Raw genomic sequence first — 26,113 nt, forward strand, 5'->3', positions numbered from 1 at the left:
TCAGGGTCGGTCGACGGTGTACCCGCTGGTACGGGGTGCACCGGGGTCGACTCTACGCGCCGCCCGACACCTCCCGGGCCGATGCCTCCGGGGTGCACAGCACCTCGACCCGCTGGACGAGGTTGTTCGCGAAGCCGCCGCGGTTCCACGGTCCGGTGAGCGGCTGGACGTTCCCCGCGGCGTCGGTGGCCCGCACGGTCAGGTGGCGCAGCCCCGGCGTCGCGGTCCACAGGGCGCGCCAGGCGGACCAGGCCCACGGGTGTGCGGGGTCCCGTTCGATCTCCGCGTCGGTCCAGACCGCCCCGCCGTCCTCGCTGATCTCGACGCGGACGACCGGGCCGTGCCCGGACCAGGCGCGGCCGACGAGCGGCACGGAGCCGGGGCGCACGACGCGGGTGCGGGACATGAAGTCGGGGAAGCCCGGCGGCACCATCAGGGCCCGGGGCGCGATGAGGGTGACGGGCTCCCCCGGGTCGTCCGGCTCCCGGCGCAGGCGGTAGGCGACGCTCTGCTGGAAGCCGGTGTACGGGGTGTCGCCGAGCGTGATGTCGTGGAGCCACTTCACGTGCGCCATGCCGTACCAGCCGGGGACGACGAGCCGGAGCGGGCTGCCGTGCTGCGGCGGCAGGGGCGCCCCGTTCATCGCGTACGCGACGAGGACGTCCCGCGCGGGGTCGGCGGCCGTCGCCAGGGGCAGGCTGCGGCGGTAGTCCTGCTCGACGCCGCGTTCCACCCCGTGGTCGGCGCCGGTGAAGACCGCCTCGGCCGCGTCCTCGGCGATGCCCGCCTCCGCGAGGAGGGCGGCCAGCGGGACGCCGGTCCAGTCGGCGGTGCCGACGGCCTCGTCCAGCCAGGGCTGGCTGACGGGGCGGGGGCTGAGCCGGGCCCGGCCGTTCCCGGCGCACTCCAGGGTCACCCGGCGGGTGACGGCGGGCCGGGCCCGGAGCGCCGCCAGGTCCAGGTCGAGCGGCCGCAGGACCCGCCCGCCGACGGTGAGCCGCCAGCCGTCGGCCTCGGTGGCGGGGATGTCGTAGTGCGTGAGGACGTAGTGGAGGCCGGGCGGGGTCACCTCGTACCGCAGGGCCTCCAGCGGCAGTCCGTGGTTCCGGGCGGCGAGGGCGAGCTCCTGCGCGGTGATGCCCTCGTCGGGCCCGGCCACGCGCCCCGGGGTGCTGATGTCGCCCAGACCGCTCAGGGATCCGTCCATGCCCTCATCGTCCGCCCGGGTGGGGTGCCCGGCACGTCGGGTCGCGCCGGTCCTGCCGGGGCCGCGCCCCGCCCGGCGCCCGGGCCCGGTCAGGCCCGCCGGAAGCCTCACGAGGCCCGGCACTGCCCCTCCCGGAAGCCGCGCGAGGCCCGGCACTGCCCCTCTCGGACGCCGCGCGGGGCCTGGCGCCCGGGGGCCCCGTCACCCCTGCCGGGCGCCGCGCAGGGCCCGTTCGAGGCCGTCCTGGGGGAGGCCGGTGAGGGCGCGGGCGAAGATCTCCTGGTAGGCGGGTTCGCCGAGGGTGGCGCGGGCGGAGCCGGTGTACTTCTCGCGCAGGGCCCGCAGGCCGGGGAGGCCGCGCCGGGGCTGGCCGGTGGAGCGCCAGTAGGCCTCGCCCGTGCCGGAGACGTCGGCGGCGCGCTCGCCGTCGCCGGCCGCCGCGAGGGCGGTGGCGAGGACGTCGAGGCCGAGGGCGACGCCGAGGCTCGCGCCGAGGCGGCGGGTGCCTTCGAGCATGGCGCGGGCGTGGCCGGCGGCGGCTGCCGGGTCGCCCTCCAGGAGGCCGGTGAGGGCGAGCTGGTATTCGAGGGCGGTACGGGTCCAGTGCTCGTCGAGTGCGTGGCACAGGTCGCGCAGGTGGAGGGCCCGTTCCCGGGCCTCGGCGAGGCGGCCGAGGCCGGTGAGGGCGAAGACCCGCACGAGGTGGCAGCGGAGCCGGGCGGCGGAGTCGGCGGGGCCGCCCGGGGCGGCGTCGAGGACGTGGCCCACGACGACGTACGCGGCCGCGGGCCGTCCGGTGGTCAGGGCGAGGAGCCCGGCGAGGGCGGCGGCGTCGAGGGTGAGGTCACCGGGCCCGTCGTGCCCGGCCTGCTCGGCGTGCTCGGCGTACCGGGCCTCGCGGGCGCAGCTCTCGCTCACCTCCTGGGCGGGGCGGGACTCGCCCTGGAGGACCAGGGTGACGCCGAGGGCCCACAGGGCGCGGGCCCGGACGCGGCCGCGGGCCCCGCTGAGGAGCAGGGCCTGTTCGAGGCCGCCGCGGGCCTCGCGGAGGCGGCCCCGGCAGGACCAGGCGAAGGCGACGGCGCCGACGAGGTCGAGGGCGGCGTCGGGGTCGGTGCGCAGCAGCCGGTCGAGGGCGGTGCGCAGGTCGGTGTGGTGGGCGTCGACGGTCCGGTACCAGCGGAGCTGGCGGGCGCCGTGCCATTCGGTCTCCGCCCGGCGGGCCAGGTCCCGGAAGTGGGCGGCGTGCCGGTCGGCGACCGTACCGGTCTCGCCGGTCCGCTCCAGCCAGGTCGCCCCGTACTCGCGGATGGTGTCGAGCATCCGGAACCGGCCGGCGGCGTCGGGCGGGCGGACCACGGAGGAGCGGACGAGTCCGTCGAGCGCGCCGGGCAGGACCGTGGGGTCCAGGGGGCCGCCGCCGCACACGGCGGTCGCGGAGGCGAGGTCGAAGGGGCCGCGGAAGACGGAGAGCCGGGCCCAGAGGAGGCGTTCGAGGGGGGTGCTCAGCTCGTGGCTCCAGCCGATGGCGGCGCGCAGGGTCTGGTGGCGGCTCGGCCACACCCGTTCGGGGTGGGCGAGCAGGTCGAAGCGGGCTTCGGGCGGGGCGTCGAGGCGGGTGCCGAGCTGGTCGCGGACGGCTTCGGCGCCCTGGAGGCGGATCTGCGCGGCGGCCAGTTCCAGGGCGAGCGGGATGCCTTCGAGACGTACGCAGATCTCGCCGGCGGGTCCCGCGGCGGGGAAGTCCTCCCCGGCGGCCCGGCGGAGCAGTTCCAGGGCGTCGGCTCCGGCGGGCGGCAGGGGGTCGAGGGCGACGACCCGCTCGCCGGCGACGCCGAGGGGGCGCCGGCTGGTGGCGAGGACGGTGAGTCCGGGGGCGGCGGCGAGGAGTTCGGCGACGAGCCGGGCGCAGGGTCCGGCGAGGTGCTCGCAGGAGTCGAGGACGAGCAGCAGCCGGTCGTCGGCGAGCCGGCGGCGGAGCCCGGTGGTGGCCGCGCCGGGGGTGTGGTCGGCGAGGTCGACGGAGTCGGAGACGAGTGCGACGAGGAGCCGGTCGTCGTCGAGCTGGGACAGGTCGGTCCACCAGGCACCGTCCGGGTACGCGTCGGCGGCGCGGTGCGCGGCGCGCAGTGCGAGCCGGGTCTTGCCGACTCCCCCGACGCCCGTCACGGTGACGAGACGGTGCTCCGCCAACGCGGCCGACACGCGCTCCAGTTCCGTGCGGCGCCCCACGAAGCCGGGGTTCTCGTCCGGCAGATGTCCACGCACGGGAGCAGTGTCCCTCATGTGCGCGCCGAACGGGCCGCTGGCACCGGTTCGTTACGGCCCGGACACCCTGTACCGGTCCGGCTTTAATTCGTTTGACCTGGTCACGGGTGCGCGCTGCACTGTGGCGGGGCCACGGGGCGTGGTGCCCGCACGACCGGGGAGGCAGCGGTGCCCATGGAGATCCGTCCCACGACCGACGAGGACCTCGGGGTCTTCGTCGACACGCTCCACACCGCGTTCGGCCGCTTCCCGGAGACGCCGGCGGAGGACGGCGGCGGGGTCTGGTGGTCGGCGTTCGAGATGGACCGCGGTCTGCTCGCGCTGGCGGAGGACGGGCGGCCCGTGGGCACGGCCAACGCGTACTCCTTCGAGCTCACGCTGCCCGGTGGGGCCGTCGTCCCGGTGGGCGGGGTGTCCGCCGTCGGCGTGCTGCCCTCGCACCGGCGCCGGGGCGTGCTCACCGCGCTGATGCGGCGTCAGCTCACCGAGCTGCGGGCCCGAGGGGAGTTCCTCTCCGTACTCCTCGCCTCCGAGGCCACGATCTACGGCCGGTACGGGTACGGTCCCGCGACCTACACGGGCCGGCTGACGGTGCCGCGCCACCGGGCGGCCCTGGCCGCTCCCCGGGCGGGCGACGCGGACGGCGGCTCGGACGTCGGCGCGGACGGCGGCTCGGTCGAGGTGCTGCGGCGTGCCGAGTGCGGCGGGATCCTGGAGGAGGTCTACGACCGCTACCGGCGTGCGACGCCCGGCGCGCTGTCCCGGCCGCACCGCTGGTGGACCCGGGGCGCGGGGCAGCCGCCGGTCGCTCCGGCCCCGCGCCACGTCGCCGTCCACCGGGACCCCGACGGGGTCCCGGACGGGTACGCGAGCTACTCGCTCGGCGAGGACGGCACCCTGACGGTCGACGAGACCATCGCCACCGACGACGCCGTCTTCACGGCCCTGGCCCGGTTCCTGCTCGGCCACGACCTCGTCGACCGGGTCGCGTTCAAGCACGTCCCGTCCGACCATCCGCTGCGCTGGCGGCTGGCAGACTTCCGCGCAGCCGAGGCGGGCGGCGACACCGACTGGCTGTGGGTGCGGCTGCTGGACGTCCCGGGGGCGCTGACCGCGCGCGGCTGGTTCGCGGACGGCGAGCTCGTCCTCGACGTCGACGACCCGTTCCTCGGCGAGCGCGGCCGTCATCTGCTGACCGTCAGGGACGGCAGGGCGGAGTGCGTGCCGACGGACCGGGAGCCGGACCTGTCGCTGGACGTGCGGGACCTGGGCTCGGTCTACCTCGGCGGCACCGCGCCGAGCACGCTCGTGCGCGCCGGGCACGTCCGGGCCCGCCGTCCGGGCGCGGCCGCCCTCGCCGACGCCCTGTTCCGGGGCGAGCGCGCCCCGCACTGCCTGCACTGGTTCTGAGCGCGCGGCGCGGCGGGGTCATCCTCCCTTGACCGTCACCTCGACCGAGTGCCATCCCTGCGCCCCGTCGGGCATGGTGTCGGTGCGCCGTTCCGGCTGGGTGGCGCCGGTGCCGTCGGTGGCGCGGACGGTGAGGGTGTGGCGGCCGGGGGTGGCCGCCCAGGGGTGGACCCACTGGCGCCAGGTGTCGAGGCCGTCCTGCGCCGCGAGCCGGGCCTCCTGCCAGGGGCCGTCGTCGACCCGTACCTCGACCCGGCGGATGCCCCGGTGCTGGGCCCAGGCGACCCCGGCGACCATGACGGTGCCGGCGGCGGGGCGGGCGAAGGCGTGCGGGGTGTCGATGCGGGACTGGGTCTTGACGGGGGCCTGGGCCGCCCAGCCGCGCGGGACCCAGTAGGCGTCGTACGCGGCGAAGGTGGTGAGCTCGATCGACTCGATCCACTTGCAGGCGGAGACGTAGCCGTACAGGCCGGGGACGACCATGCGGACGGGGAAGCCGTGGCTGAACGGCAGGGGTTCGCCGTTCATCCCGAAGGCGAGGAGGGCGTCGCGGCCGTCCATGACGGTCTCGACGGGGGTGCCGATGGTCATGCCGTCGACGGAGCGGGCGACCAGCTGGTCGGCGGGGCCGCCCTCGGAGGGCGGGCGGACGCCGGCCTCGCGGAGCAGGTCGGCGAGGCGGACGCCGAGCCAGCGGGCGTTTCCGGCGTACGGGCCGCCGACCGGGTTGGAGACGCAGCACAGGGTGATGTCCCGTTCCACCACCGGCCGGGCCATGAGCTCGCGCAGGGTGACGGTGCGTTCCTCGCGGACGCCGCTGCCGTGGATCCGCAGCCGCCAGCGGTCGGCGTCGACCTTGGGGACGACGAGCGCGGTGTCGACCCGGTAGAAGTCGCGGTTCGGGGTGACGAAGGGGCTGATGCCGGGGACGGGGAGCTGTGCCCCGGCGGGCACGGCCGGTGCGGGGGACGCGGGCCGGGGCAGGCGCAGGGCCTCGCGGGAGGCGGTGGCGTTCTCCTGTACGGGGGTGCCGACGGCGCGGGCGACGGCGGCGGCCCCGGTCGCGGCGAGTCCGGTGGAGGCGGCGACGATCAGGAAGCCGCGCCGGTCCGCCCGGGCAGTGCCGGGCCCGGGGGCGAGGAGCCGGCCGATCAGGACGTACAGCAGCAGCGCGCCGGCGGCGCCTCCGACGAGGGAGGGCACGGCGTCCGTGACGGATTCGGAGTCGGGGCGGGTGACGGCGGCGACGGCTCCGAGGAGGCCGAAGGCGCCGACGGCCGCCGCGCCGAGCGCGCGGTGGCGGAGCGCGAACAGCCCGATCCCGAGGGCGAGGAGGGCGAGCAGGAGCAGGATGCCGAGTTGGAGGACGGTCTTGTCGTTCTCGCCGAAGGCGCGGATCGCCCATTCCTTGAGGGCCGCGGGGGTCCGGTCGACGACGGTGCCGCCGACGGCCACGACGGGGCCCGCCTCGGGCCGCACCCAGAAGGAGGCGAGGTCCGCGACGGCCAGGGAGACGTACGCCGAGACCAGGCCGCCGAGCGCGGCGAGGAGACGGTCGGTGCGGGTGGGCCCGCGGTCTTCGGGGCGCGGCTCGGGCGCGGTCCTGGTGGCGTTCATGGGGGAATTCTCGGCGCACCGGGGCGCCCGGACGGGCTCCTTCACCCGGATGGGCCTCAGCGGGTGTCCGGGTGCTCGCCCGGCACCGCCAGGTCCTCCACCGCCTCGACGCCGACGACCGCGCCGGTGGACTTCTTGCCTCGCCTGAGCCGGCGTTCGAGCCAGGAGGCGAAGGTGGTGAGGGCGAGGTTGAGGAGGACGAAGACGACGGCGACGACGGTGAAGCAGGCGATCGTGTTGGCTCCGTAGTTGGCGCTCATCGGGCGTACGGAGGCGAGGAGCTCGGAGAAGCCGAGCATCGCGCCGCCGAGGGCGGTGTCCTTGACGATGACGACGAGCTGGCTGACGAGGGCGGGCAGCATGGCGGTGACGGCCTGCGGCAGGAGGACGTACAGCATCGTCTGGCCCTTGCGCATGCCGATGGCCTTGGCGGCGTCGGTCTGGCCGGCGGGGAGGGCGAGGATGCCGGCGCGGACGACCTCGGCGAGCACGGAGGCGTTGTAGAGGACGAGGCCGGTGACGACGGCGTACAGGGGGCGGCTGTCCGGGCTGATCCCGGTGAACTGGGAGTAGGCGGCGTTCGCGAAGAGCATCAGGATCAGGACGGGGATGGCCCGGAAGAACTCGACGACGGTGCCCGACACCGCGCGGACGGCGCGGTGGTCGGAGAGCCGGAGGATGCCGAGCAGCGCGCCCAGGGGCAGGGCGATGACCATGGCGAGCGCGGCGGCGATCACGGTGTTCTTCAGGGCGGGCAGGAGGTACGTCTCCCAGACGCGGGGGTCGGTGAAGAAGGGCGCCCACTTGGCCCAGTCGAGCTGGTCCTTGTCGGCGAGGCTCGCCACGACCCACCACACCACGGCGGCCAGGCCGATCAGGAACAGCAGCGTCCACAGGAGGTTGCGCCGCCGGGCGCGCGGTCCGGGGACGTCGTAGAGGACGGTGGGCTTGTCCTTCACCGTTTCACCGCCACCTTCTTGGCCAGCCAGCCGAGGAGGAGGCCGGTGGGCAGGGTGAGGCAGAGGAAGCCGACGGCGAAGATGGCGGAGATGAGGAGGAGCTGGGCCTCGTTCTCGATCATCTCCCGCATGAGCAGGGCCGCTTCGGCGACGCCGATGGCGGCGGCGACGGTGGTGTTCTTGGTGAGGGCGATGAGGACGTTGGCGAGGGGGCCGACGACGGAGCGGAAGGCCTGCGGGAGCACGATCAGACGCAGGACCTGGGGGAAGTTGAGGCCGATGGCGCGGGCGGCCTCGACCTGTCCGAGGGGGACGGTGTTGATGCCGGAGCGGAGGGCCTCGCAGACGAAGGCGCTGGTGTAGGCGGTGAGTCCGAGGACGGCGAGCCGGAAGTTGATGGTGGTGAACCGGTCGGCGCCGAGGCTGACCCCGAGGGTCTGGAAGAGGCCGAGCGAGGTGAAGACGATGATGACGGTGAGGGGGATGTTGCGGACGATGTTGACGTAGACGGTGCCGAAGCCCCGCATGAGGGGGACGGGGCTGACGCGCATCGCGGCCAGCAGCGTCCCCCAGACGAGGGAGCCGATCGCGGAGTAGACGGTGAGCTGCACCGTCACCCAGAAGGCTCCGAGCAGGTCGTACCCCTGGAGGAAGTCGAACACGGCGACCGGCTCACTGGACGACGACGCCGATCTTCGGGGCGGGTTCCGCCTTGTACCCGGCGGGGCCGAAGTTCTTCTGGACCGCCTTCTCCCAGGAGCCGTCGGCGACCATCTTCTCCAGGGCCGTGTTGATCTTGGCCTTGAGTTCGCTGCCCTTCTGGACGCCGATGCCGTAGTTCTCGTTGCTCAGCTTGAAGCCGCCGAGCTTGAACTTGCCCTTGAACTCGGGCTGCGAGGCGTATCCGGCGAGGATCGAGTCGTCGGTGGTGATGGCGTCGATGACGCCGTTCTCCAGGCCGGTGAGGCACTCGGAGTAGCCGCCGTACTCCTGGAGCTGCGCGTTCGGGGCGATCTTCGTCTTGACGTTCTGCGCGGAGGTGGAGCCGGTGACCGAGCAGAGCTTCTTGTTGTTCAGGTCGGACGGCGTCTTGATCGAGTTGTCATCGGCCCTGATCAGGACGTCCTGGTGGGCGAGGAGGTAGGGGCCCGCGAAGTCGACCTTCTCCATCCTCTTGGGAGTGATCGAGTACGAGGCCGCGATGAAGTCCACGTCCCCGCGCTGGAGCAGGGTCTCCCGGTCGGCGCTCTTGGCCTCCTTCCAGACGATGTCCTTCGGGTCGTGGCCGAGCTGCTTGGCGACGTACGTGGCCACGTCGACGTCGAAGCCGGTGTACGTGCCGTCCGGGGTCTTCAGGCCGATGCCGGGCTGGTCGAACTTGATGCCGACGGTGATCTTGCCGCCGTCGTCCCGGCCGGGGAGCGCGCCGGCGGCGCCGTGCGCGAATCCGGCGGAGGTGAAGGAGAGGACGACGGCCGCGGCGACGGCCACGGTGGCCCTGCGGGTCCTGAGCGGGTTCATGAGGATCACCTCGGGGGCTGCGACAGATCAGTGGTGGAGGATCTTGGAGAGGAAGTCCTTGGCGCGCTCGCTGCGCGGGTTGCTGAAGAACTCGTCCGGGGTCGTCTCCTCGACGATCCCTCCGTCGGCCATGAAGACGACGCGGTGGGCGGCGGAGCGCGCGAAACCCATCTCGTGGGTGACGACCACCATCGTCATGCCGTCCCGGGCCAGCTGCCGCATGACCTCCAGGACCTCGTTGATCATCTCCGGGTCGAGCGCGGAGGTCGGCTCGTCGAAGAGCATCACCTTCGGATCCATCGCGAGGGCGCGGGCGATCGCCACGCGCTGCTGCTGGCCCCCGGAGAGCTGGGCCGGGTACTTGTCGGCCTGGGAGGCGACGCCGACCCGGTCGAGGAGGACGCGCGCCCGTTCCTCGGCCTTCTTCCGCTCCTTCTTGCGGACCTTGATCTGACCGAGGGTCACGTTGTCGAGGACGGTCTTGTGCGCGAAGAGGTTGAAGGACTGGAAGACCATGCCCACATCGGCCCGCAGGGCCGCCAGTTCGCGTCCTTCCGCGGGCAGTGGCCGTCCGTCGACGACGATCTCCCCCGCGTCGATGGTCTCCAGGCGGTTGATCGCCCGGCACAGCGTCGACTTCCCCGAGCCGGAGGGCCCGATGACGACGACGACCTCGCCGCGGTGGATCGTGAGGTCGATGGACCGGAGGACGTGCAGGGGGCCGAAGTGCTTGTCGACCCCGCGCAACGCGACGAGCGTGTCGCCGCCGTCCGGGACGGGCATGGCACCCTCCAGGGTCACGCCCCCGCTTGCCGCTCCCTCCCCACGTTCATGCTCCGCCCTCCGCCCGGCCCGCGCACCCGGACGGAGCAGTGCACGGAAGGTGAGCGCGGGACCACCCTTCGGGTCGGCACCCGGTCGGCCGTTCCGGACCCTGCGTCCGGGGGCGGGCGGGCCCACACTGGGGGTGGGAGCCGAGTGTGCGAGGAGGGTCCGCCATGACGAGAGCCGCGCCCAAGGTCAGCACGTTGCCGCCGGAGCACCGGGAGCGTCTGATGGCCTTCGCCGAGGATGTGTACTTCGAGTCCGGCGACCGCCTGTTCGAGGAGCAGCAGCATGCCGACCGCTTCTGGATCGTCAAGACGGGCGCGGTGACGCTCGACGCGAAGGTGCCGGGCCGAGGGTCGCCCGTGATCGAGACCTTGCGCCACGGCGAGCTGGTCGGTCTCTCCTGGCTGTTCCCGCCGTACCTGTGCCAGTCGGGGGCCGAGGCGATGACGCCGGTGCGGGCGTACGAGTTCAACGCCCCGGCCGTCCGGTCGATGTGCCACTCGGACACGGAGTTCGGCGCCGCGGTGATCTTCTGGGTGGGTTCGATCCTCGCCCACCGTCTCCATGTGACCCGGGTCCGCCTCCTCGACCTGTACGCCCCGCACGGGAGCGGCATCCTGGCCTGACGGCGGCGCGTGCGCCCGTGCCCGGCGCCGTGACGGCTTTCACGGCGCCGGGCGGGGTCCTAGGCGAGCAGGACGTCCGCCAGGTCCGCCCGTCCCGTGACGCCGAGCTTGCGGTAGATCCTGCCGAGGTGGTTCTCCACGGTCCGCACGGACAGGACGTACGCCGCGGCGATCTCCCTGCTCGTACGGCCGCGCGCGGCCATCAGCGCGATGTCCCGCTCCCGGGCGCTCAGCGGCACCGCCGCCGCGGCCCCGGCGAGCCCCGGCGTGGCCGCCTCCTGGCACCGGCCGCGCAGCGCCAGGGCCCGGGCGGCGGCACGGGCCGCGCTCGCGGCACGGTCCCGGCGCCGCCACGCCCCGGCGGCCTCCCCGAAGACCTCGGCCGCGTACAGGTGCAGGCCGAGCCCCGCCATCCGCTCCGCGACGGCCTCCAGGTCCGCCGGATCGGGTTCTCCCACCCGGGCCACCGCCGCCGCGTGGGCGGCCCGGACCTCCGCGAGCTCGCCCTGCACGAGCGCGGTCGCCGCCGCCAGCTCCGTCCCCGCCTCCGCAGCGGAGTCCGGCGGCCCCCAGCGCACCACGTCATGGAGGAGCGCCGTCGCGACGGTCGCCTCACCCCGCGCGAGCGCCGCACGGGCGCCGTCGAGCATCAGCTCCCGTGCTGGACCGGCGGCTCCGCGCAGCAGGAGCACCCAGCCGTGGGCGCGGAGGGTGTCGGGCTGGCAGAGGGGCGTGTACGGGGCGGGGGCGGGCGGCAGGCCTTGCGCTCCGGGTTCCTGGGCGGCCGTCGGGCCCTCCGACGCGTGGGCGGGCGGCAGGCCTTGCGCTCCAGGTGTCCGGGCGGCCGTCGGGCCCTCCGACGCGTGGGCGGGCGGCAGCCCCCGTGCTCCGGGGACCTGGGCGGGCGGCAGGCCTTGCGCTCCGGGTGTCCGGGCGGGTGTCAGGGGTTCCGTTCGTGGCTGCGGGGGCGGGGGCAGTGCCTCTGCCTCGGGGGCGATGCGGCCCGTTTGGGCGGAGGCGAGGACCAGGCCGGCCAGGGCGCGTTGTTCGGCGAAGGGCTGCCCGCAGAGTCGGGCGAGGGCGCGGGCCTCGCGGAAGTGGGCGAGGGAGTCGGTGACGAGGCCGCGTTCGAGGGCGATGCGGCCCCGGACCCAGGCGAACCAGACGGTGAGCGCGGGGACCGCGTCCCGCATCGCCTCCTGGCCTTCGAGGGCGGTGCGCTCCGCCTCGTCGAGGCGGCCGGACTCCAGGAGGGCCGCCGCCACGAGGTACAGGCTGCGGGCCGGGTAGTAGGCGGTCCACCGGTCGGCGAGCCCGGACTGGACGGCGTAGGCGTGGCGGCCGGTGCGTACGGCCTCGTCGACGCGCCCCTCGGAGAGCCGTACCCGCAGGTGGGCCTGGAGCAGCAGCACGTCGGTCTGGTTCCACGCGCCGCCCGCGTCGTCGCCGGGCTTCGGGTCGGCGCCCTCCGCCAGGGCCAGGACCGCGGCGGCCTCGTCGTTGCGGCCGACGGCGCTCAGCAGCCCGGCCCGGCAGGCCGTGAGCGCGGGCCGGGTCCCGATCCGGTCGGCGGCCCGGTCGAGGACCCCGAACGCGGCGGGGGCGTCGCCGAGGCCGTAGAGGTGGTGCTGCGAGAGGGCCGCCGCGGCGGACTCGACCTCGCCGGGCGTACGGGCCTCGCCGAAGGCCCGCTCCAGGACCGGGATGCTCTCGCCGAACTCGCCGCGCTGGCCGAGGCCTTCGCCGAGCAGCAGTCCGGCCACGACGTGCGGGCCCTGGGCCAGGGCGGCCCGGGCGAGCCGGCACATGGTGTCGACGTCGCCGTCGTCCAGGGCGTGCCCGGCCGCGCGGACGAGCAGTTCGGGGTCGGCGGTGCCGGTGGCGTCGAGCTCCCAGCGGGCGAGGGAGAGCGCGTCGCCGTGCCGCCGCGCCCCGTACCCCCGTACGCGTCCGGCCTGTTCGAGCAGGAGGGAGCGGGCGAGGAGGCGGGGGGTGCCCCGGCGCAGGAGCAGGGCATGCCAGGGGTGGGCCAGCTGGACCCGGCCGCGCCGGTCGTCCTCGGTGACCGTGACGAGCCGCTCCTCCTCCAGCGCGGCGAGGGCCTCGGGCGTCACCCGCGCCAGGGCGTCGGCGAGCCCTAGCGGGCCGCACAGGGCGAGCAGCCGCAGCAGGGTGCGCCGGTCCTCCGGGAGGGCCGGGAAGCGCCCTTCGGCGGGGGCGTCGAGCGGGGTGTCGTCCAGCGGTCCGGTGAGGCACCACACCTCGTCCACGGGCCGCAGGGTGCCCTCCCGCACGGCGGCGCGCAGGATCTCCCGGGTCCACAGCGCGTTGCCCCGGCCCGCCTCCCACAGGGCCCGTACGGCGGGGGCGGAGACGGGGGCGCCGAGCGTGCCGGCGAGGAGCCGCGCGGTGGTGGCCCGGTCGAAGGGGCCGATGCGGAGGTGCTCCACGGCGTCCTGGTGCCAGAGCGAGCGCAGCGCCTCGGGCCAGTCGGCGTCCTGGGGCAGGGTGGCGACGAGGAAGAACCCGGTGGCCGCGTCGGCGGCGAGCGCGGACAGCAGGGTCAGCGAGGAGGCGTCCAGGTGGTGGAGGTCGTCCACCAGGAGCAGCACCCGGGGCCGGCCCGCCGGGGCGGCGAGCAGCTTCCGTAACTCCTGGAAGTGGCGGCCGAGTTCGCCGGGGAGCGCGGGACCGGTGAGATGGGGGGCGAAGGCCGCGAGGGGGACGCGCGAGGCCGCCTCGCTCACCGGGAGCCGCACGGTCCGGTGGTGCGCGGCGACCTCGTCGGCGAACTCCGCGGCCAGCCTGCTCTTTCCGACGCCGCCCTCCCCCGTGACGACGACCCCCCGGCAACCGGGCCTGCGCAATCCGCCGCGCAGACGCTCCAGTTCGGCGTGGCGCCCGGTGAAGGGCAGGGGCGTTCCACCAAGGGACGTTCCCCCCACGGGCGTTCCGCCGAGGGGCGTTCCACTGGCGGACAGGGCTCTTCCGTCGCCCGTCACCGGCCTCCCCACCCCCTTCTCCGTCCTTGTTCCGCTTGTCCGTTGAGTAGGTGTCCGCCGGGGTTTGAGTAGGTGTCCACTCTGTCGCCGTTCCCCCTGGCGGCGGAGGCTATGCGACAGGCGGGCACCACGACCGAAAGCCCGCAGGTCGTCGGAAGTGCTTCGGGGGGAGTACGACATGAGCGCCGTGCCGGCGTCGGGGGGATCCGGGGAGCTCGTGCTCCTCGGCGAGGGCTGTACGGGTACGGGGGCCGACGGCCTGGCATCGCTCGCGGTACGGGGCGGCTGGCGGGTCCGGGCGCTCACCCCGTCCACGGGGGACGGGGAGGACGCCTGGACCACGCCGCTCACCGCCTTCCTGGCGGCGCCGGACAGCCCGGACCAGATGGTCCTCGTCGCGGAGGGCCGGGCCTGCGGCGCGGTGTTCGCCCTCGCGGACCGGCATCCGGAACGGGCGGCCGCCGTGGTGGCGCTCGCGCCGGAGCCCGCGGCGGACGTCCCGGCGTCCGGGCTCGCCTGTCCGGTCCTGGTGCTGCCGGGCCCCGGCGACGGGTCCGGGCGGGCCGTCGAGCGGTTCCTGGCGCGGCTCGTCACGGGCCCCGGGGAAGAGGTCCGTCCCGTACGGAACCGGGCGCTCTCCCCCGCCGACCTGCACGAGCCCTCGGTCATGCGCCGGTTCGCCGGGGCCGGGCCGGTCCACCGGCTCGCCTCGCCCGGCTCCGTACCGACCTGGGTCGTCACGGGGTACGAGGCGGCGCGGGCGGTCCTCGCGCATCCCGGGCTCCGGGGGGACACCGCGACGACGGCCGGATACCGGCCGCAGCCACCGGAGTTGGCCTCCCTCCATCCCGGCGACGCCGACACGATCACGGTCGGCGCCGGGGAGCACGCCCGGCTGCGCGGGCTCGTCGAGCGGCACCTCACCCCGGAGTGGACCGACTCGCTGCCGCCCCGGCTGCGGCGGGTCACCGACGGGCTCCTGGACGCGCTGCCCCGGGACCGGGAGGTCGATCTGGTGGCCGGGTTCGCGGTCCCGCTGCCCGTGGCCGCGCTCTGCGCGCTCCTCGGCGTGCCGGAACCGGACCGGCCGTACCTCGCCGACTGGCTGGTCCGGCGGGTCCCGACGCCGCCGCCCGCCGCGCACGAGGACGTCGACGCCTACCTGGGCGGGCTCGTCGCGGAGCGGCGGAAGCGGCCCGCCGACGACCTCCTGAGCAGGATGTGCGAGGCCGTCCGCGACGAGGACGTGGTCGCGGCGGCACGGCTGCTGCTCGTGTCCGGGGCCCGGCCGACGACGACGCTCCTCGGGAACGGCGTCGCCGCGCTCCTCGCCGACCGCGACCGGTGGCGGCGGCTCGCCGGGGATCCGGACGCCGTCGCCGGGCCGGCCACCGAGGAACTCCTGCGCCATGTCACCCCGTACCCGGTGGGGTTCGCGCGACGGGCCGTCGCACCGGTGGAGGCGGCCGGTGTCCGGATCCCGGCGGGGCACCGCGTCCTGACCTCCCTGACGGCCGCGAACCACGACCCGGCCGTGCACCCCGGGGAGCACGACGGGCCCGACCTCGGACGCGCTCCGTACCCCCACGCCTCCTTCGGCCACGGACCGCATGCGTGCCTCGGCGCCGGTTTCGCCCGGGCGGTGGTCCGCACGGCGCTCGGGACGCTGGCCGGCCGGTTCCCCGGCCTGGACCTGGCGCCCGGCGCCCGGGAGCTGCACTACCGCAGGAGCCGGGTGCGGTACCTGCTCGCGCTGCCGGTCGTCCTGGGACCCGAGCACCGCGCGTAGCCCCCCTCTTCTTCCCTTTCCTTCCTTCTCGCACGGGAGACGTCCGCATGGAAGCCACCACGATTCCGGAGCTGATGGCCTACTGTCAGGCCGATCCGGCCTACTTCGAACCGCCGTGGCACATGCGGGACGGGGACAGTCTGTTCGCGGCCGGGAAACGGCCCTGCCCGCCCGGCTGGCGCCGCCGCGCCAACGGCCTGTGGACGGTCGTCGAGCCCGAGGACGGGCACCTGCCCGAGCAGGGCTGGAAGATCCACGTGTCGGCCACGGCCGCCGACGCGGACACCGTGTGCGACCTCGTGTCCGCGTTCTGCCTCGCCCGGGGCGTCACCTTCAAGTTCCTCCGCAGCGGGGCCGCGCTGCGGCTCCTGAACAGCAAGTACGCCGACCGGGGCGGCAGCGGCAAGCTCCTCACCCTGTACCCGGCCGACGACACCGTGCTCACGGAGCTGCTTCCGGAGCTCGCGGCGCTCCTGAAGGGCCTCACCGGCCCGTACGTGCTGAGCGACGTCCGGTACGAGGACTCCCCCGTGTACGTCCGGTACGGAGCGTTCGTCCCGCTGACGTACACGGCGCCCGGCGGCGAGCTCGTGTACGCCGTGCGGGCACCGGACGGCACGCTGGTGCCGGACCGGCGCGACCCGGTCTTCACGGTCCCGGAGTGGGTGACGGTCCCGGAGGTGCTGCGCGCCTCGGTCGAGCGCCGCACGGCGGGCGGGGAGGAGTTCCCGTACCTGATCGAGAAGTCGCTGCACTTCTCCAACGGCGGCGGGGTCTATCTGGCCCGGGCCCGGGAGGGCGGGGGCTACGTCGTCCTCGTGGAGGCCCGCCCGCACGCGGGGCTCGACCACGACGGCGCCGACGCCGTCGCCCGGCTCACCCGGCAGCGGGAGGTACTCCAGCGGCTCGACGGCCTCGACTGCGTGCCCCGGGTCCTCGGTCATCTGGTCGTCTGGGAGCACCACTTCCTCGTCGAGGAGTACGTCGAGGGCGAGACGCTCCTGGAGGAGGTGTTCGCCCGCTATCCGCTCGGCAGCCCCGAGCCCTCGGCCGGGCAGCTCGCCGAGTACACCCGGTGGGCGACCGGCGTCCTCGCGAAGGTGGACCGGGCGCTGATGTCCGTCCACGCGCGCGGGGTGCGCTTCGCCGACCTGCACCCGGCGAACGTCATCCTGCGTCCCGACGGGCGCGTGGCCCTCATCGACTTCGAGATCGCCGGCGACCTCGACGACCCGAAGCCCCCGGCGCTCGGCGCGCCCGGGTTCACCGCGCCCGAGGGCATGTCCGGGCGGGAGGCCGACGAGTACGCCCTGAACTGCCTGCGGCAGTGGATGTTCCTGCCGATCAACCCGCTCCAGGAGCGCGACCCCGTCAAGTACGCCACCCTCACCGAGGTCATCACCGCGCACTTCCCGGTGCCCGAGGGCTTCGGCGCCCGTCTCGTCCGCAAGCTCGGCGAGGGCCGGGAGCCCTTCGGGGAGGACACCGCGGCCCGGCTGTTCGCCGGGGCGCCCGAGGACTGGCCCGCCGTCCGGGACGCGCTCGTCGCCGGCATCCGCGCGAGCGCGACCCCGGCCCGTACGGACCGGCTCTTCCCCGGCGACCCGCAGCAGTTCGGCACGGGCGGCATCGGCGTGGCCTCCGGGGCCGCCGGGGTGCTGTGGGCGCTGCGCCAGGCGGGCGCCGACGTGCCGGAGGAGTACGGGGAGTGGCTGGCGGCGGCCGTGCGGCGGGTGAGGGAGCCGCGCCCGGGACTGATGGACGGCCTGCACGGCGTGGCGGCGGTGCTCGACGCGCTCGGGCGCCGCGACGAGGCCCTGGAGGCGCTCGGCCGGGCCCGCGCGCTGCACACCGGTCTGCGGGCGCCCGGAGTGCACTCGGGTCTGGCGGGCGCCGGGCTGAGCCTGCTCGGGTTCGCCGGGCTCACCGGCGACGGGGAGCTGCGCGCGGAGGCCCTCGGCATCGGCGAGACGCTCGCCGCGGAACTGGGACGCGAGGGCGGCTCCTCGATGTTCCCTCCGCAGGGGCGGGTGGGGCTCGAACACGGGCTGACGGGCGTGGCGTACTTCTTCCTGCGGCTCCACGAGCTCACCGGCGACCCGCGCCACCTCGACCTGGCGCGGACGGCGCTGCGCCGCGAGACGGACCGGGGGCAGTTCCTCCCGGACGGGGGCTTCCGGCTCCTGTACGGCAACCGGCACCTGGTCTACCTCGGTCCCGGCAGCGGCGGTCTCGCGCTGGTCCTGGCCCGGTACCTCGCGCGCGTGCCGGATCCGACGGCCCCGGAGGCGGCGGAGTTCGCGCGGGTCGTCGCCGGGGTGCGGCACGCCTGCCGGGCGCCGTTCGTCCGCCATCCCGCGCTGTTCATGGGGCGGGCGGGCATCATCGCCACCCTCGGTCTTCTCGACGTGCCCGAGGACCGGCCGCACGTGCGCGAGCACGTCCGCCGGCTGTCCTGGCACGCCGTCTCCCACGGAGGCCACCCGGCCTTCCCCGGCAACCAGCTGCTGCGCCTGTCCATGGACCTGGACAGCGGAAACGCGGGTGTGCTCGTTGCCCTCGGCGTCGCGTTCGAACGGAACGCGTCGATCGTCCCCTTCCTCGATCTGCGGGCGCCCGCGACCGGGGAGCCGTCCACGGAACACGGGAGGAGGTGAGAGAGATGGCCTGCGTTCTCCAGCTGCAGTCGCTCGGCGAGGCCGAGTCCGCGCACCCGTGCAACAGCATCGTGACCTCCTACAAGGGCACCTGCTGACGGGTCCGGTGCCGGGGCCGTCCCCCACGGCGGCCCCGGCACCGGCACACCCTCCCGACCCGCTGCGAGGAATCCCGTGAACACACCGCCCCCGCCCGAGCTCCCTCCCGAGGAACCCACGGCATCCGTCCGGCGCGTCCTGCTCGACCACGTCCGGCCCTCCTGGCCGGCGCTCGCCCTCGGCGGTCTGCTGAGCCTGGTGACCGCCGCGGCCGGTCTGACGATCCCGCTCGTGGCGGAGCGGCTCATCGACGGGCTGACCCACGACCGGTCCCTGGACGGCGTGCTGCTGGCGATGGGGGTCCTCGTCGCCGTCACCGCCCTCGCGGGCCCGGTCGCGCAGTACGTGCTGCGCCGGGCCGCCGAGACGGTCGTCCTCACCGCGCGGCGCCGTCTCTCCTCGCACGTGCTGCGGCTGCGGATCGGCGAGTTCGACCGGACCGAGCCCGGCGACCTGATCGCCCGGGTCACCTCCGACACGGCGCTCCTGCGGCAGGTCACCACCGACGCGCTCGTCGGCACCGCCACCGGGGTCCTCACCCTCGCCGTGACCACGACGCTGATGTGCCTGCTCGACCCGGTGCTCACCGGGATCACGCTCGGCGTGCTGCTGCTCGCCGGCTGGGTGGTCCGCACGGTCATGGCGCGGGTCAACGAGGCGGGGACCGCCGCCCAGGAGTCGGTGGGCCTGGTCGGGGCGGCCCTGGAGCGGGCGCTCGGCGCGCTGCGCACGGTGAAGGCCTCCGGCGCGGAGGACCGCGCCGAAGCGGCCGTCCACGAGGCGGCCGAGTCCTCTTGGCGGGCCGGGGTGCGGGCCGCGAAGTGGCTCGCACTCGCCGGGAACACCGCCGAACTCGCCGTGCAGACGGCCTTCTTCACCGTCCTCGCGATCGGCGGCAGCCGGGTCGCCTCCGGCGCCCTGGACGTCGGCCGGCTCATCGCCTTCCTGATGTACGTGTTCTACCTGGTGCCCGCCGTGCAGCAACTCGTCGGCGGCGTCAGCCAGTACCACCTGGGGGCGGCGGCGGTGCACCGCATCCGCGAGACGGAGGCGCTGCGCGCCGAGCCGAAGGGCCGGGGACCGGGCCCGGAGCCCGACGGCTCCCCCGTACCGGCCTCCCTGGAGTTCCGCGACGTGCACTTCCGCTACGGTCCCGAACTGCCGCCCGTGCACCGGGGGGTGAGCTTCTCCGTGCCGTCCCGGGGCACCACGGCCTTCGTCGGACCGTCCGGCGCGGGCAAGACCACCCTCTTCTCGCTCCTGGAGCGCTTCTACGAGGCCTCGGCCGGCAGCATCCTCCTCGACGGGCGCCGCCTGGACGGCTGGGACCTGCGCGAACTGCGCTCCGCCATCGGTTACGTGGAGCAGGACGCGCCCGTCGTGTCCGGTTCCCTGCGGGAGAACCTGCTGCTCGGGCGGCCCGGCGCGAGCGGCCCCGAGCTCGACCGGGTGCTGCGCACGGCCCGTCTCGACGAGTTGGTGGAGCGCCTGCCGGAGGGCCTCGACACGCTGGTGGGACACCGCGGCACCCGGCTCTCCGGAGGTCAGCGGCAGCGGGTGGCGATCGCCCGCGCGCTGCTCCGCCGCCCCCGGCTGCTGCTCCTGGACGAGGCGACGTCCCAGCTGGACGCGGTGAACGAGGCCGCGCTGCGGGACACCGTCGCCGACGTCTCGCGGACGACGACCGTCCTGATCGTGGCGCACCGGCTGTCCACTGTGGCCATGGCCGACCGGATCGTCGTGCTCGACGGGGGTGTCGTACGGGCCGTCGGCACCCACGCCGAACTCCTCGCCGGCGATCCCCTCTACGCCGAGCTGGCCGCGACCCAGTTCCTCGAACCCACCGCCTGAACCCCGAAGGAGATCCGCCCGATGGAATGCCCGCATGCCGGATCCGTCCCACTGCCCGTGATCGGCGCGGAGATGCTCCGGGACCACGCGGCCCTGACGCGGCTGCGCGAGAGCGGCACGGTGGAGGTCAGCCTCGGCGGCCGCGAGGACGGTCTGATGGTCACCCGGTACGAGGTGGCCGCCGCCGTCCTGGTCGAGCCCGCCCTGCGCGGCGAGCACCCGCTCGCCGTGTCCATGCGCACCGGCGCGGACGAAGAGGCCTGCGACGAGGAGCAGTTGTTCTTCCTGCCGACCGAGGAGCACCTCAGGCTGCGCCGTACGGTCTCCCGTCAGCTCACCCACCGCCGGGTCGCGGCGCTCGTCCCGCGCGTCCAGCGGGAGGCCGACCGGCTGCTCGCGGCCGTGCCGCCGGGCGAGGCCGTCGACCTGGTGCGGGTGTTCTCACGCCCGTTCCCGGTCGCGGTGCTCTGCGAACTCCTGGGCATCCCCCGGGAGGAGCGGGGGTACGTCCGCGACTACCTGTACGGCTGGGTCGCGGAGTACGGCGGGGCGAGCACCGTCACGGAGAGCGCGGGCCACGCGCTGTCCCGGTATCTGAAGGAGCTGATCGCGGCGCGGGCCCAGGCGCCCGGGGACGACCTGATCAGCGCGATGCTCCGGCAGGGCAGCGCGGACGCCGAGCTGCTGCGGGAGGACGTCCTCGCCGCCGTCCGGTTCCTGCTCGTCGCGGGCCACCGCCCGGTCACCCGGCTGATCACCGACGGCCTGGAGCTGCTGCTTCGGCGGCGGGAGCACTGGGAGCGGCTCGTGGCCGAGCCCGGCCGGCTCGACGCGACGGTGGAGGAGCTGCTGCGCCACGTCACCCCGACGACGCTCGCGTCCCGGTACGCCGCGGCCGCGACCGAGGTGGACGGGGCGGCGCTGGCCGGCGGCGGCGGGGTGCACTGCGCGCTCGCGGCCGTCAACCGGGATCCGGAGCGCTTCGAGGACCCGGACCGCTTCGACCCGGACCGCTACGATCCCGGCCGTTCCGACTCCGGCCGGGCGCCCAACGCCCACCTGGCCTTCGGGCTCGGGCACAAGCACTGCCTGGGCTCGGCGCTCGCCCGTGCCGAGCTCCGGATCGCCTTCGGCGCCCTGCTCGCCCGCTTCCCGCGCCTCGCCCTCGCCGATCCGGCCCCGGGCGCCGAGGAGGAGCCGGAGCGGCGACGCCTCTGGGTGGTCCTCGACCCGGACGGCGACCACGACCCCGTACCGCGCTGAAGGAGCCGACGTGGAGATCCCCGACCACCCGCTGGAAGTCCTGTGGGACATCACGTACGCCTGCCCCCTGCGGTGCACGCACTGCTACTCCGAGTCCGGGCGGCGCCCGGCGCGCCGGCTCTCCGGCGAGGACATGCTGCGGGCCGCCGACGCGATCCTGGCCCTCGGGACGGAGGGCGTCTGCCTGGCGGGAGGTGAACCCCTGCTCGTGCCGGAGCTGTTCGCGGTCGCGGAGCGGTTCACGGCCGCCGGGGTGCCGGTGTCGCTGTTCACCGGCGGCTGGACGCTCGACCGGGCGTCGGCCGAGGCCGCCCTCGGCGCCTTCACGGCGGTGAGCGTGAGTCTCGACGGGGCGACGGCCGCCGTCCACGACCGGATCCGCGGCCGGCGCGGCTCCTTCGACCGGGCGGTGGCCGCCCTCGGGCTGCTGACCGGGGGCGGCGGTGCCGCCGTCGGCGTCGACTACGTGGTCATGCGGAGCAACGCCCATCAGGTCGAGGAGTTCCTGACGGCCGTCGCGCCCCGCTTCCCGGGCCTCGGGCAGGTGTCGTTCGGGGCGGTCGTCCCGGAGGGGCTCGCCAGCCGGGCGGGTTTCGCGGAGCACGAGCTGCTGTCCGAGGAGCAGGTGCGGCTCCTGGGCAGTGCGGAGTACGGGCGGCGGCTCCAGGAGCTCGCGCCGCCGGGCGTCCGGGTGACGAGCACCGACAACCTGGCCCTGCAGATGCGTCCGGACCTGATCGCGGCGGGCGTGTGCCTGCCCGTGCTCCAGATCGAACCGGACGGCGCGGTGCGGGCGATGGCGGCCTACGAGGGGACCGTCGGGAACGTCCTGACGGATCCCCCGGCGGAGCTGTGGCGGCGGGCCGTCGCCCGCTGGGACGACCCCTTCGTGCGGGAGGCCCTGGCGCCGGTGCGGACCATGCGGGAGTGGGCGGAGGCCACCCGGGCCATCGACCTCCGCTTCGGCACGGAGGCCGACCGGCGGCGGATCGCCCGCCGACCCGCCTTCGTCCCGGGCGGCTGAAGGCTACCGGGCGGTACGGTGGAGGTGCAGCAGCGCACCATCCCGTACACACTCCAGCGAGGAGCGGCGAGGCCCGCATGAGCGACCCGAGGACGGCACGCGAGGCGATCGCCCTCGTCACCGACGACTTCAGCGAACTCGCCTTCGACGAAGGCCCCTTGACCGGTGACGGGCCGCTCGGCTGGCCCGGCTACTCCGCCGCGCACGCCCGCGCCGCCGACCGCACCGGCGAGACCGAGTCGGTGGTCTGCGGCACGGGCACGGTGGGCGGGGTGACGGCGGTGCTGATCTCCTTCGAGTTCCGGTTCCTCGGCGGGTCCCTCGGGGAGCGGACGGGCGCGCGGGCAGCCGCCGCCCACGCCCTGGCCCGGGAGCGACGGCTGCCCGTGGTCGTCCTGCCGGCCACCGGCGGCAGCCGGATGCACGAGGGCATGCGCGCCCTGCTCCAACTCCAGCGCCTGGCCGGCGAGTCGGAGCGCACCCGGGCCGCGGGGCTGCCGCAGATCGCCGTGCTGCGGGATCCGACGACGGGCGGCGGCTGGGCCACGCTCGGCGCGGGCGCCGACGTCGTCCTCGCCCTGCCGGGCGCCCAGGTCGGCTTCGCCGGCTCCCGTGTGCGGCCGCCGGACGCGGACCCGGCCGCGTACACCGCCGAGGCGCAGCTCGCCCACGGCCACATCGACGCGATCGTGCCGCCCGGCGCGCTGCGCGAGACCCTCGGGCGCTGGCTCTCGCTGCTCGTCCGCCCCGCCGAGGGCCCGGTCCCCCCGCCGTCCGCGCTCGGCGCCCCGGACGCCTCGCCCGAGGTGAGCGGCCGGGAGGCCGTGGCGCGCGCCCGGCACCCGGAGCGGCCCCGGGCCGGTGCGTACCTCGACGCCCACTTCACCCTCCGCGAGGAGATCTCCGGCGACCGGTGCGGGGGCGTCGACCCGGGCATGCGGTGCGGCTTCGGGCGGCTCCCCGACGGCCGTACCGCGGCCTACGCGGCGCAGTGCGGCACCGCGACCCGCCCGGCCGGCTTCCGCACGGCGGCCCGCCTGGTGCGCCTGGCCGACCGGCTCGGGATCCCGGTGCTCACCCTGATCGACACGCCCGGCGCGGCGAACGACGCGGCGGCGGAGCGGGCGGGCGCGGGGACGGCCATCGCCGATCTGTTCGCCGCCGTCGCCTCCGCCCGTACCCCGCTGACCTCGCTGCTCATCGGCGAGGGCGGCTCGGGCGGCGCCCTCGCCCTCGCCGCCCCGGGCAACACCTGGGCGACGCCGGACAGCTACTTCTCCGTCATCGCGCCCGAGGCCGCCGCCGCGATCCTCAAGCGGGCCCCCGAGGAAGCGGCGACCACCGCCGACCAGCTCCGTCTGCGCCCCCGGGACCTGGTCGACCTGGGCGTCGTCAGGGGTGTGGTGGAGTGATCCCGATCGGGTGAACGGCGGGCGCGTGCCGCGCCCCGGGGCCGTCGTGGACGGGAGCATACGGAGGACACACCTCCGCCTCTAGGAAAGGCCGCTGCCGTGCGCCGTGCCCTGATCGTCGTCGATGTACAGAAGGACTTCTGCGAGGGCGGCGACGTCCCCGTGAAGGGCGGGGCCGGACGTGCCGTCGCCATCGCCGATCTCATCCGGGACTCCGACGGGCGGTACGCGCACGTGGTGGCCACCCGCGACCACCACATCGACCCGGGCGGCCACTTCTCCGACGAGCCGGACTTCGAGAACTCCTTCCCGGTGCACTGCGTCGTCGGCACCGAAGGGGGCGAGTTCCACCCGGACTTCGCGCCCGTCGTCGACTCCGGCGAGGTGCACGAGGTCTTCTACAAGGGTGCCCACTCGGCGTCGAAGAGCGGCTTCGAGGGCTTCACCGAGGGCGGCACGCCGCTGGGCGACTGGCTGCGCGAGCGCGAGGTCGGCGGGGTCGACGTCGTCGGGATCGCGACGGACCACTGCGTGAAGGCGACGGCCCTCGACGGCGCCCGTGCCGGCTTCGACGTGCGCGTCCTCCTCGACTACACGGCGGGGGTCGCCGCCGGCACGACCGCCGTCGCGCTCGACGAGCTGCGCGCGGCGGGCGTCGAGCTCAGCGGCGAACCGGTGGTCCTCGCCTGACCCGGTGTCGTCGACGCGGTCCCTGCCGGCCCTCGGCGCGCCGGCAGGGCTACCGCGGCTGGATCGCGGAGGCGTAGACGTGGTCCGGGGTGACGATCGACGTGATCGCGCGGGCGAGCAGCGTCGAGGGCTCCTGGCCCTGGCTGGTGATGTCGGTGTTGATCATGATGACGAGCGTGGCGTCCCGCTCGGGCAGGTACACGGTCACCGTCTCGTAGCCGGGGATCGAGCCGTTGTGCCCGATCCAGCCGTTGGCGTCGAAGATGCCGAGGCCGTAGCTGAGGCCGGGGAAGCCCGTCGGCAGCGTCCTGAGCCGCTGTGCCTGCGTCTCGGGGCTGAGCAGTTCGCCGGTGGCGAGGACCTTCGCCCAGTGGCGCAGGTCGCGCAGGTCGGAGATCATCGCCCCGGCCGCCCAGGCCCAGCTGGGGTTCCAGTCGGTGGAGTCCACGACCGCGCCGCTGAGCGTCTGGTTCGTGTAGCCGCGGGGGTGCGGCTCGGGGAACTCCGGGCCGGTCGGGAAGAGCGTGTGGCGCAGGTGGGCCGGGCGGAGCACGCGGTTGCGCAGGAACTCGGGGAGCGGCCGGCCGGTGACCTTCTCGACGACCAGGCCGAGGAGCACCAGATTGCTGTTGGAGTACTCGAACTTCGCGCCCGGCTTGAACGTGTTCCTGTGCTTGAAGCCGTACGCGAGCGCCTCCTCCGGGGTGAAGTGGCGCTGCGGATCGCTGAGCAGGTCGTGGATGAAGTCCGGGTCGGAGGTGTACGGGAAGAGGCCGCTGCGCATCTCGGCGAGGTGGCGCAGGGTGATGCGGTGGCCGTTCGGCACTCCGTGGACGTAGCGGGCGATGGGGTCGTCCAGGCCGATCCGGTGGTCGTCGACGAGCTTCAGGAGGGCGGTGACCGTGAAGGTCTTGGTCTCGCTGCCGATGCGGACGAAGCCGTCGGTGGTCATCGGCTCGCCGGTGACCTTGTCGGCGACGCCGGTGGCGTGGAGGTAGCCGCCCCTGCCCGGCATCCAGAGGCCGACGGCGACGCCGGGGATGCCGGCCTGCTCGCGGACGTCCTCGATGGCCTTGTCGAGCCGGGCGGTCAGTTCGGGTCCGAGTCCGCCCGGCGGGCAGTCGTCCTCGCCGTGCCGCTGGGCGGTGACGGCGTGGGCGGCGGTGGCGGGCGCCGCCGTCACCGGCGTCATCGGCGCGAGGACGGAGGCCACGAGCAGCGTCGCCGCGAACAGCCGTCGGGAGGGGGTACGTCGCATGTCGGGGGTGCCTCTTCCGGGTCACGAGGGCTTCGGGACGGCCACATCACCACCGGGGGCCGGGGCGGTGGCCCTCCCCTCCCGTACGGGGGCGGCGAGTCCACCCGTACGGGGTCACGCGCGTAACCGGGACGGCCCCAAGGCCCGGATGCCGGACAATGGGCACCCCGACGACCTGGAGACGAACGAACCATGACGCTGAACGAGGGCCGACGCGTGCGACTGGCGGTGGATCTCCGGCTGGGCGGGCCGGTCACCGTCTCGGACACGGGGGCGGAAGCCGGGTTCCTGGCTCTCGCGGCCGGCGCCGAGGGCACCGTCGAGCGGGTGGACGAGGACCGTCCGCAGAGCCGGGAGGTCCGCGAGTACGAGCGGCTCAAGTCCCTCCTGGACGACTTCGGCCACCAGATGCCCCCGGCCAGCAGGCGGCAACTGGAGGAGCAGGTCGAGGCCCTGGAGCCCGAGTGGACCGCGTACCAGGAGCGCAGGCTCCGTCTGACGGTCCGCGTCCGCTTCGACAGCGGTCTCGTCCTCGACGACGCCCCCGGAGACCTCTTCACCGCCTCCCCCTGACCGTTTTTTGCGGTCTCCGCAAAATTCTTTGCCGGTGTCTCTCCCCCGTCCGAGTC

At 75.1% G+C, this 26,113-nt stretch carries 19 protein-coding genes; 10 read left to right on the plus strand and 9 right to left on the minus strand.

Features of this window, described 5'->3' with window-relative positions:
* Positions 1 to 52: 52 nt before the first annotated feature.
* Together ACH4TP_RS09525 and ACH4TP_RS09530 are read right to left on the minus strand one after the other, a co-directional pair.
* On the minus strand, positions 53 to 1,207 hold the full coding sequence (locus tag ACH4TP_RS09525) for a sulfite oxidase (protein ID WP_398436779.1): 1,155 nt from the start codon (positions 1,205 to 1,207) through the stop codon (positions 53 to 55).
* A 201-nt stretch (positions 1,208 to 1,408) separates the two neighbouring features.
* Entirely contained in the window at positions 1,409 to 3,493 is a 2,085-nt protein-coding gene (locus tag ACH4TP_RS09530) for an ATP-binding protein (RefSeq protein WP_398436781.1), read from the minus strand.
* Positions 3,494 to 3,649: 156 nt separating this feature from the next.
* Between ACH4TP_RS09530 and ACH4TP_RS09535 the strand changes: the two genes are divergently transcribed.
* Positions 3,650 to 4,885 (plus strand): GNAT family N-acetyltransferase, encoded by a 1,236-nt coding sequence (locus ACH4TP_RS09535; RefSeq protein WP_398436782.1) that lies wholly within the window; start codon positions 3,650 to 3,652, stop codon positions 4,883 to 4,885.
* An 18-nt stretch (positions 4,886 to 4,903) separates the two neighbouring features.
* Here the strand turns inward: ACH4TP_RS09535 and ACH4TP_RS09540 are convergent, their stop codons facing one another.
* Genes ACH4TP_RS09540 through ACH4TP_RS09560 form a run of 5 tightly spaced genes read right to left on the minus strand, consistent with a single transcriptional unit; the run spans position 4,904 to position 9,765 of the window.
* Positions 4,904 to 6,502 (minus strand): molybdopterin-dependent oxidoreductase, encoded by a 1,599-nt coding sequence (locus ACH4TP_RS09540; RefSeq protein WP_398436784.1) that lies wholly within the window; start codon positions 6,500 to 6,502, stop codon positions 4,904 to 4,906.
* A gap of 56 nt (positions 6,503 to 6,558) precedes the next feature.
* The gene (locus ACH4TP_RS09545; RefSeq protein WP_398192270.1) at positions 6,559 to 7,461 is read right to left on the minus strand and encodes an amino acid ABC transporter permease; all 903 of its coding nucleotides are present in this window, start codon (positions 7,459 to 7,461) and stop codon (positions 6,559 to 6,561) included.
* Positions 7,458 to 8,123, minus strand: coding sequence for an amino acid ABC transporter permease (locus ACH4TP_RS09550; protein ID WP_398436786.1), 666 nt, complete (start codon positions 8,121 to 8,123; stop codon positions 7,458 to 7,460). Before ACH4TP_RS09550 ends, ACH4TP_RS09545 begins: the two co-directional genes overlap by 4 nt.
* A 10-nt stretch (positions 8,124 to 8,133) precedes the next feature.
* The gene (locus ACH4TP_RS09555) at positions 8,134 to 8,991 is read right to left on the minus strand and encodes a glutamate ABC transporter substrate-binding protein (protein ID WP_398436788.1); all 858 of its coding nucleotides are present in this window, start codon (positions 8,989 to 8,991) and stop codon (positions 8,134 to 8,136) included.
* An 18-nt stretch (positions 8,992 to 9,009) separates the two neighbouring features.
* Positions 9,010 to 9,765 carry an amino acid ABC transporter ATP-binding protein gene (locus tag ACH4TP_RS09560; RefSeq protein ID WP_389224374.1) on the minus strand — a complete coding sequence of 252 codons (756 nt, stop codon included), beginning with the start codon at positions 9,763 to 9,765 and terminating at the stop codon, positions 9,010 to 9,012.
* A 215-nt stretch (positions 9,766 to 9,980) separates the two neighbouring features.
* Between ACH4TP_RS09560 and ACH4TP_RS09565 the strand changes: the two genes are divergently transcribed.
* Positions 9,981 to 10,439 (plus strand): Crp/Fnr family transcriptional regulator, encoded by a 459-nt coding sequence (locus tag ACH4TP_RS09565; protein ID WP_389224371.1) that lies wholly within the window; start codon positions 9,981 to 9,983, stop codon positions 10,437 to 10,439.
* Between the two features lie 59 nt (positions 10,440 to 10,498).
* On the opposite strand, the gene ACH4TP_RS09570 is transcribed toward ACH4TP_RS09565, so the two are convergent.
* On the minus strand, positions 10,499 to 13,384 hold the full coding sequence (locus tag ACH4TP_RS09570; protein WP_398436790.1) for a LuxR C-terminal-related transcriptional regulator: 2,886 nt from the start codon (positions 13,382 to 13,384) through the stop codon (positions 10,499 to 10,501).
* A gap of 235 nt (positions 13,385 to 13,619) precedes the next feature.
* Between ACH4TP_RS09570 and ACH4TP_RS09575 the strand changes: the two genes are divergently transcribed.
* The 7 genes from ACH4TP_RS09575 to ACH4TP_RS09605 all read left to right on the plus strand — a co-directional run bounded on the left by ACH4TP_RS09575 (position 13,620) and on the right by ACH4TP_RS09605 (position 24,226).
* Positions 13,620 to 15,230: a cytochrome P450 gene (locus ACH4TP_RS09575; RefSeq protein ID WP_398436792.1), complete on the plus strand. Its 1,611-nt coding sequence runs from the start codon at positions 13,620 to 13,622 to the stop codon at positions 15,228 to 15,230.
* Between the two features lie 47 nt (positions 15,231 to 15,277).
* Complete coding sequence (gene lanKC / locus ACH4TP_RS09580) at positions 15,278 to 17,887, plus strand: class III lanthionine synthetase LanKC (protein ID WP_398436794.1); 2,610 nt, start codon at positions 15,278 to 15,280, stop codon at positions 17,885 to 17,887.
* A gap of 174 nt (positions 17,888 to 18,061) precedes the next feature.
* The gene (locus tag ACH4TP_RS09585; protein WP_398436795.1) at positions 18,062 to 19,837 is read left to right on the plus strand and encodes an ABC transporter ATP-binding protein; all 1,776 of its coding nucleotides are present in this window, start codon (positions 18,062 to 18,064) and stop codon (positions 19,835 to 19,837) included.
* 21 nt (positions 19,838 to 19,858) lie between these two features.
* Positions 19,859 to 21,100: a cytochrome P450 gene (locus ACH4TP_RS09590; RefSeq protein WP_398436797.1), complete on the plus strand. Its 1,242-nt coding sequence runs from the start codon at positions 19,859 to 19,861 to the stop codon at positions 21,098 to 21,100.
* 10 nt (positions 21,101 to 21,110) lie between these two features.
* Positions 21,111 to 22,124, plus strand: coding sequence for a radical SAM protein (locus ACH4TP_RS09595; RefSeq protein ID WP_398436799.1), 1,014 nt, complete (start codon positions 21,111 to 21,113; stop codon positions 22,122 to 22,124).
* Between the two features lie 77 nt (positions 22,125 to 22,201).
* Entirely contained in the window at positions 22,202 to 23,536 is a 1,335-nt protein-coding gene (locus tag ACH4TP_RS09600) for a carboxyl transferase domain-containing protein (protein WP_398436801.1), read from the plus strand.
* 99 nt (positions 23,537 to 23,635) lie between these two features.
* Entirely contained in the window at positions 23,636 to 24,226 is a 591-nt protein-coding gene (locus tag ACH4TP_RS09605) for an isochorismatase family protein (RefSeq protein WP_398192251.1), read from the plus strand.
* 49 nt (positions 24,227 to 24,275) lie between these two features.
* Here the strand turns inward: ACH4TP_RS09605 and ACH4TP_RS09610 are convergent, their stop codons facing one another.
* Complete coding sequence (locus tag ACH4TP_RS09610; protein WP_398436802.1) at positions 24,276 to 25,484, minus strand: serine hydrolase domain-containing protein; 1,209 nt, start codon at positions 25,482 to 25,484, stop codon at positions 24,276 to 24,278.
* 192 nt (positions 25,485 to 25,676) lie between these two features.
* Here ACH4TP_RS09610 and ACH4TP_RS09615 point away from each other — a divergent pair, with 192 nt between their 5' ends.
* Entirely contained in the window at positions 25,677 to 26,057 is a 381-nt protein-coding gene (locus ACH4TP_RS09615; RefSeq protein ID WP_389224344.1) for a hypothetical protein, read from the plus strand.
* The last annotated feature ends 56 nt before the right edge of the window (positions 26,058 to 26,113 follow it).

Origin of the sequence: Streptomyces sp. NPDC021012 (assembly GCF_044333355.1) — a bacterium.
In the GTDB taxonomy this organism is placed as follows: Bacteria; Actinomycetota; Actinomycetes; order Streptomycetales; family Streptomycetaceae; genus Streptomyces.

Bases quoted from the DNA above. Each gene is read 5' to 3' on its own strand.
- ACH4TP_RS09525 (WP_398436779.1), bottom strand. From the start codon at position 1,207: ATGGACGGATCCCTGAGCGGTCTGGGCGACATCAGCACCCCGGGGCGC.
- ACH4TP_RS09530 (WP_398436781.1), bottom strand. From the start codon at position 3,493: ATGAGGGACACTGCTCCCGTGCGTGGACATCTGCCGGACGAGAACCCC.
- ACH4TP_RS09535 (WP_398436782.1), top strand. From the start codon at position 3,650: ATGGAGATCCGTCCCACGACCGACGAGGACCTCGGGGTCTTCGTCGAC.
- ACH4TP_RS09540 (WP_398436784.1), bottom strand. From the start codon at position 6,502: ATGAACGCCACCAGGACCGCGCCCGAGCCGCGCCCCGAAGACCGCGGG.
- ACH4TP_RS09560 (WP_389224374.1), bottom strand. From the start codon at position 9,765: ATGCCCGTCCCGGACGGCGGCGACACGCTCGTCGCGTTGCGCGGGGTC.
- ACH4TP_RS09565 (WP_389224371.1), top strand. From the start codon at position 9,981: ATGACGAGAGCCGCGCCCAAGGTCAGCACGTTGCCGCCGGAGCACCGG.
- ACH4TP_RS09575 (WP_398436792.1), top strand. From the start codon at position 13,620: ATGAGCGCCGTGCCGGCGTCGGGGGGATCCGGGGAGCTCGTGCTCCTC.
- lanKC (WP_398436794.1), top strand. From the start codon at position 15,278: ATGGAAGCCACCACGATTCCGGAGCTGATGGCCTACTGTCAGGCCGAT.
- ACH4TP_RS09590 (WP_398436797.1), top strand. From the start codon at position 19,859: ATGGAATGCCCGCATGCCGGATCCGTCCCACTGCCCGTGATCGGCGCG.
- ACH4TP_RS09600 (WP_398436801.1), top strand. From the start codon at position 22,202: ATGAGCGACCCGAGGACGGCACGCGAGGCGATCGCCCTCGTCACCGAC.
- ACH4TP_RS09610 (WP_398436802.1), bottom strand. From the start codon at position 25,484: ATGCGACGTACCCCCTCCCGACGGCTGTTCGCGGCGACGCTGCTCGTG.
- ACH4TP_RS09615 (WP_389224344.1), top strand. From the start codon at position 25,677: ATGACGCTGAACGAGGGCCGACGCGTGCGACTGGCGGTGGATCTCCGG.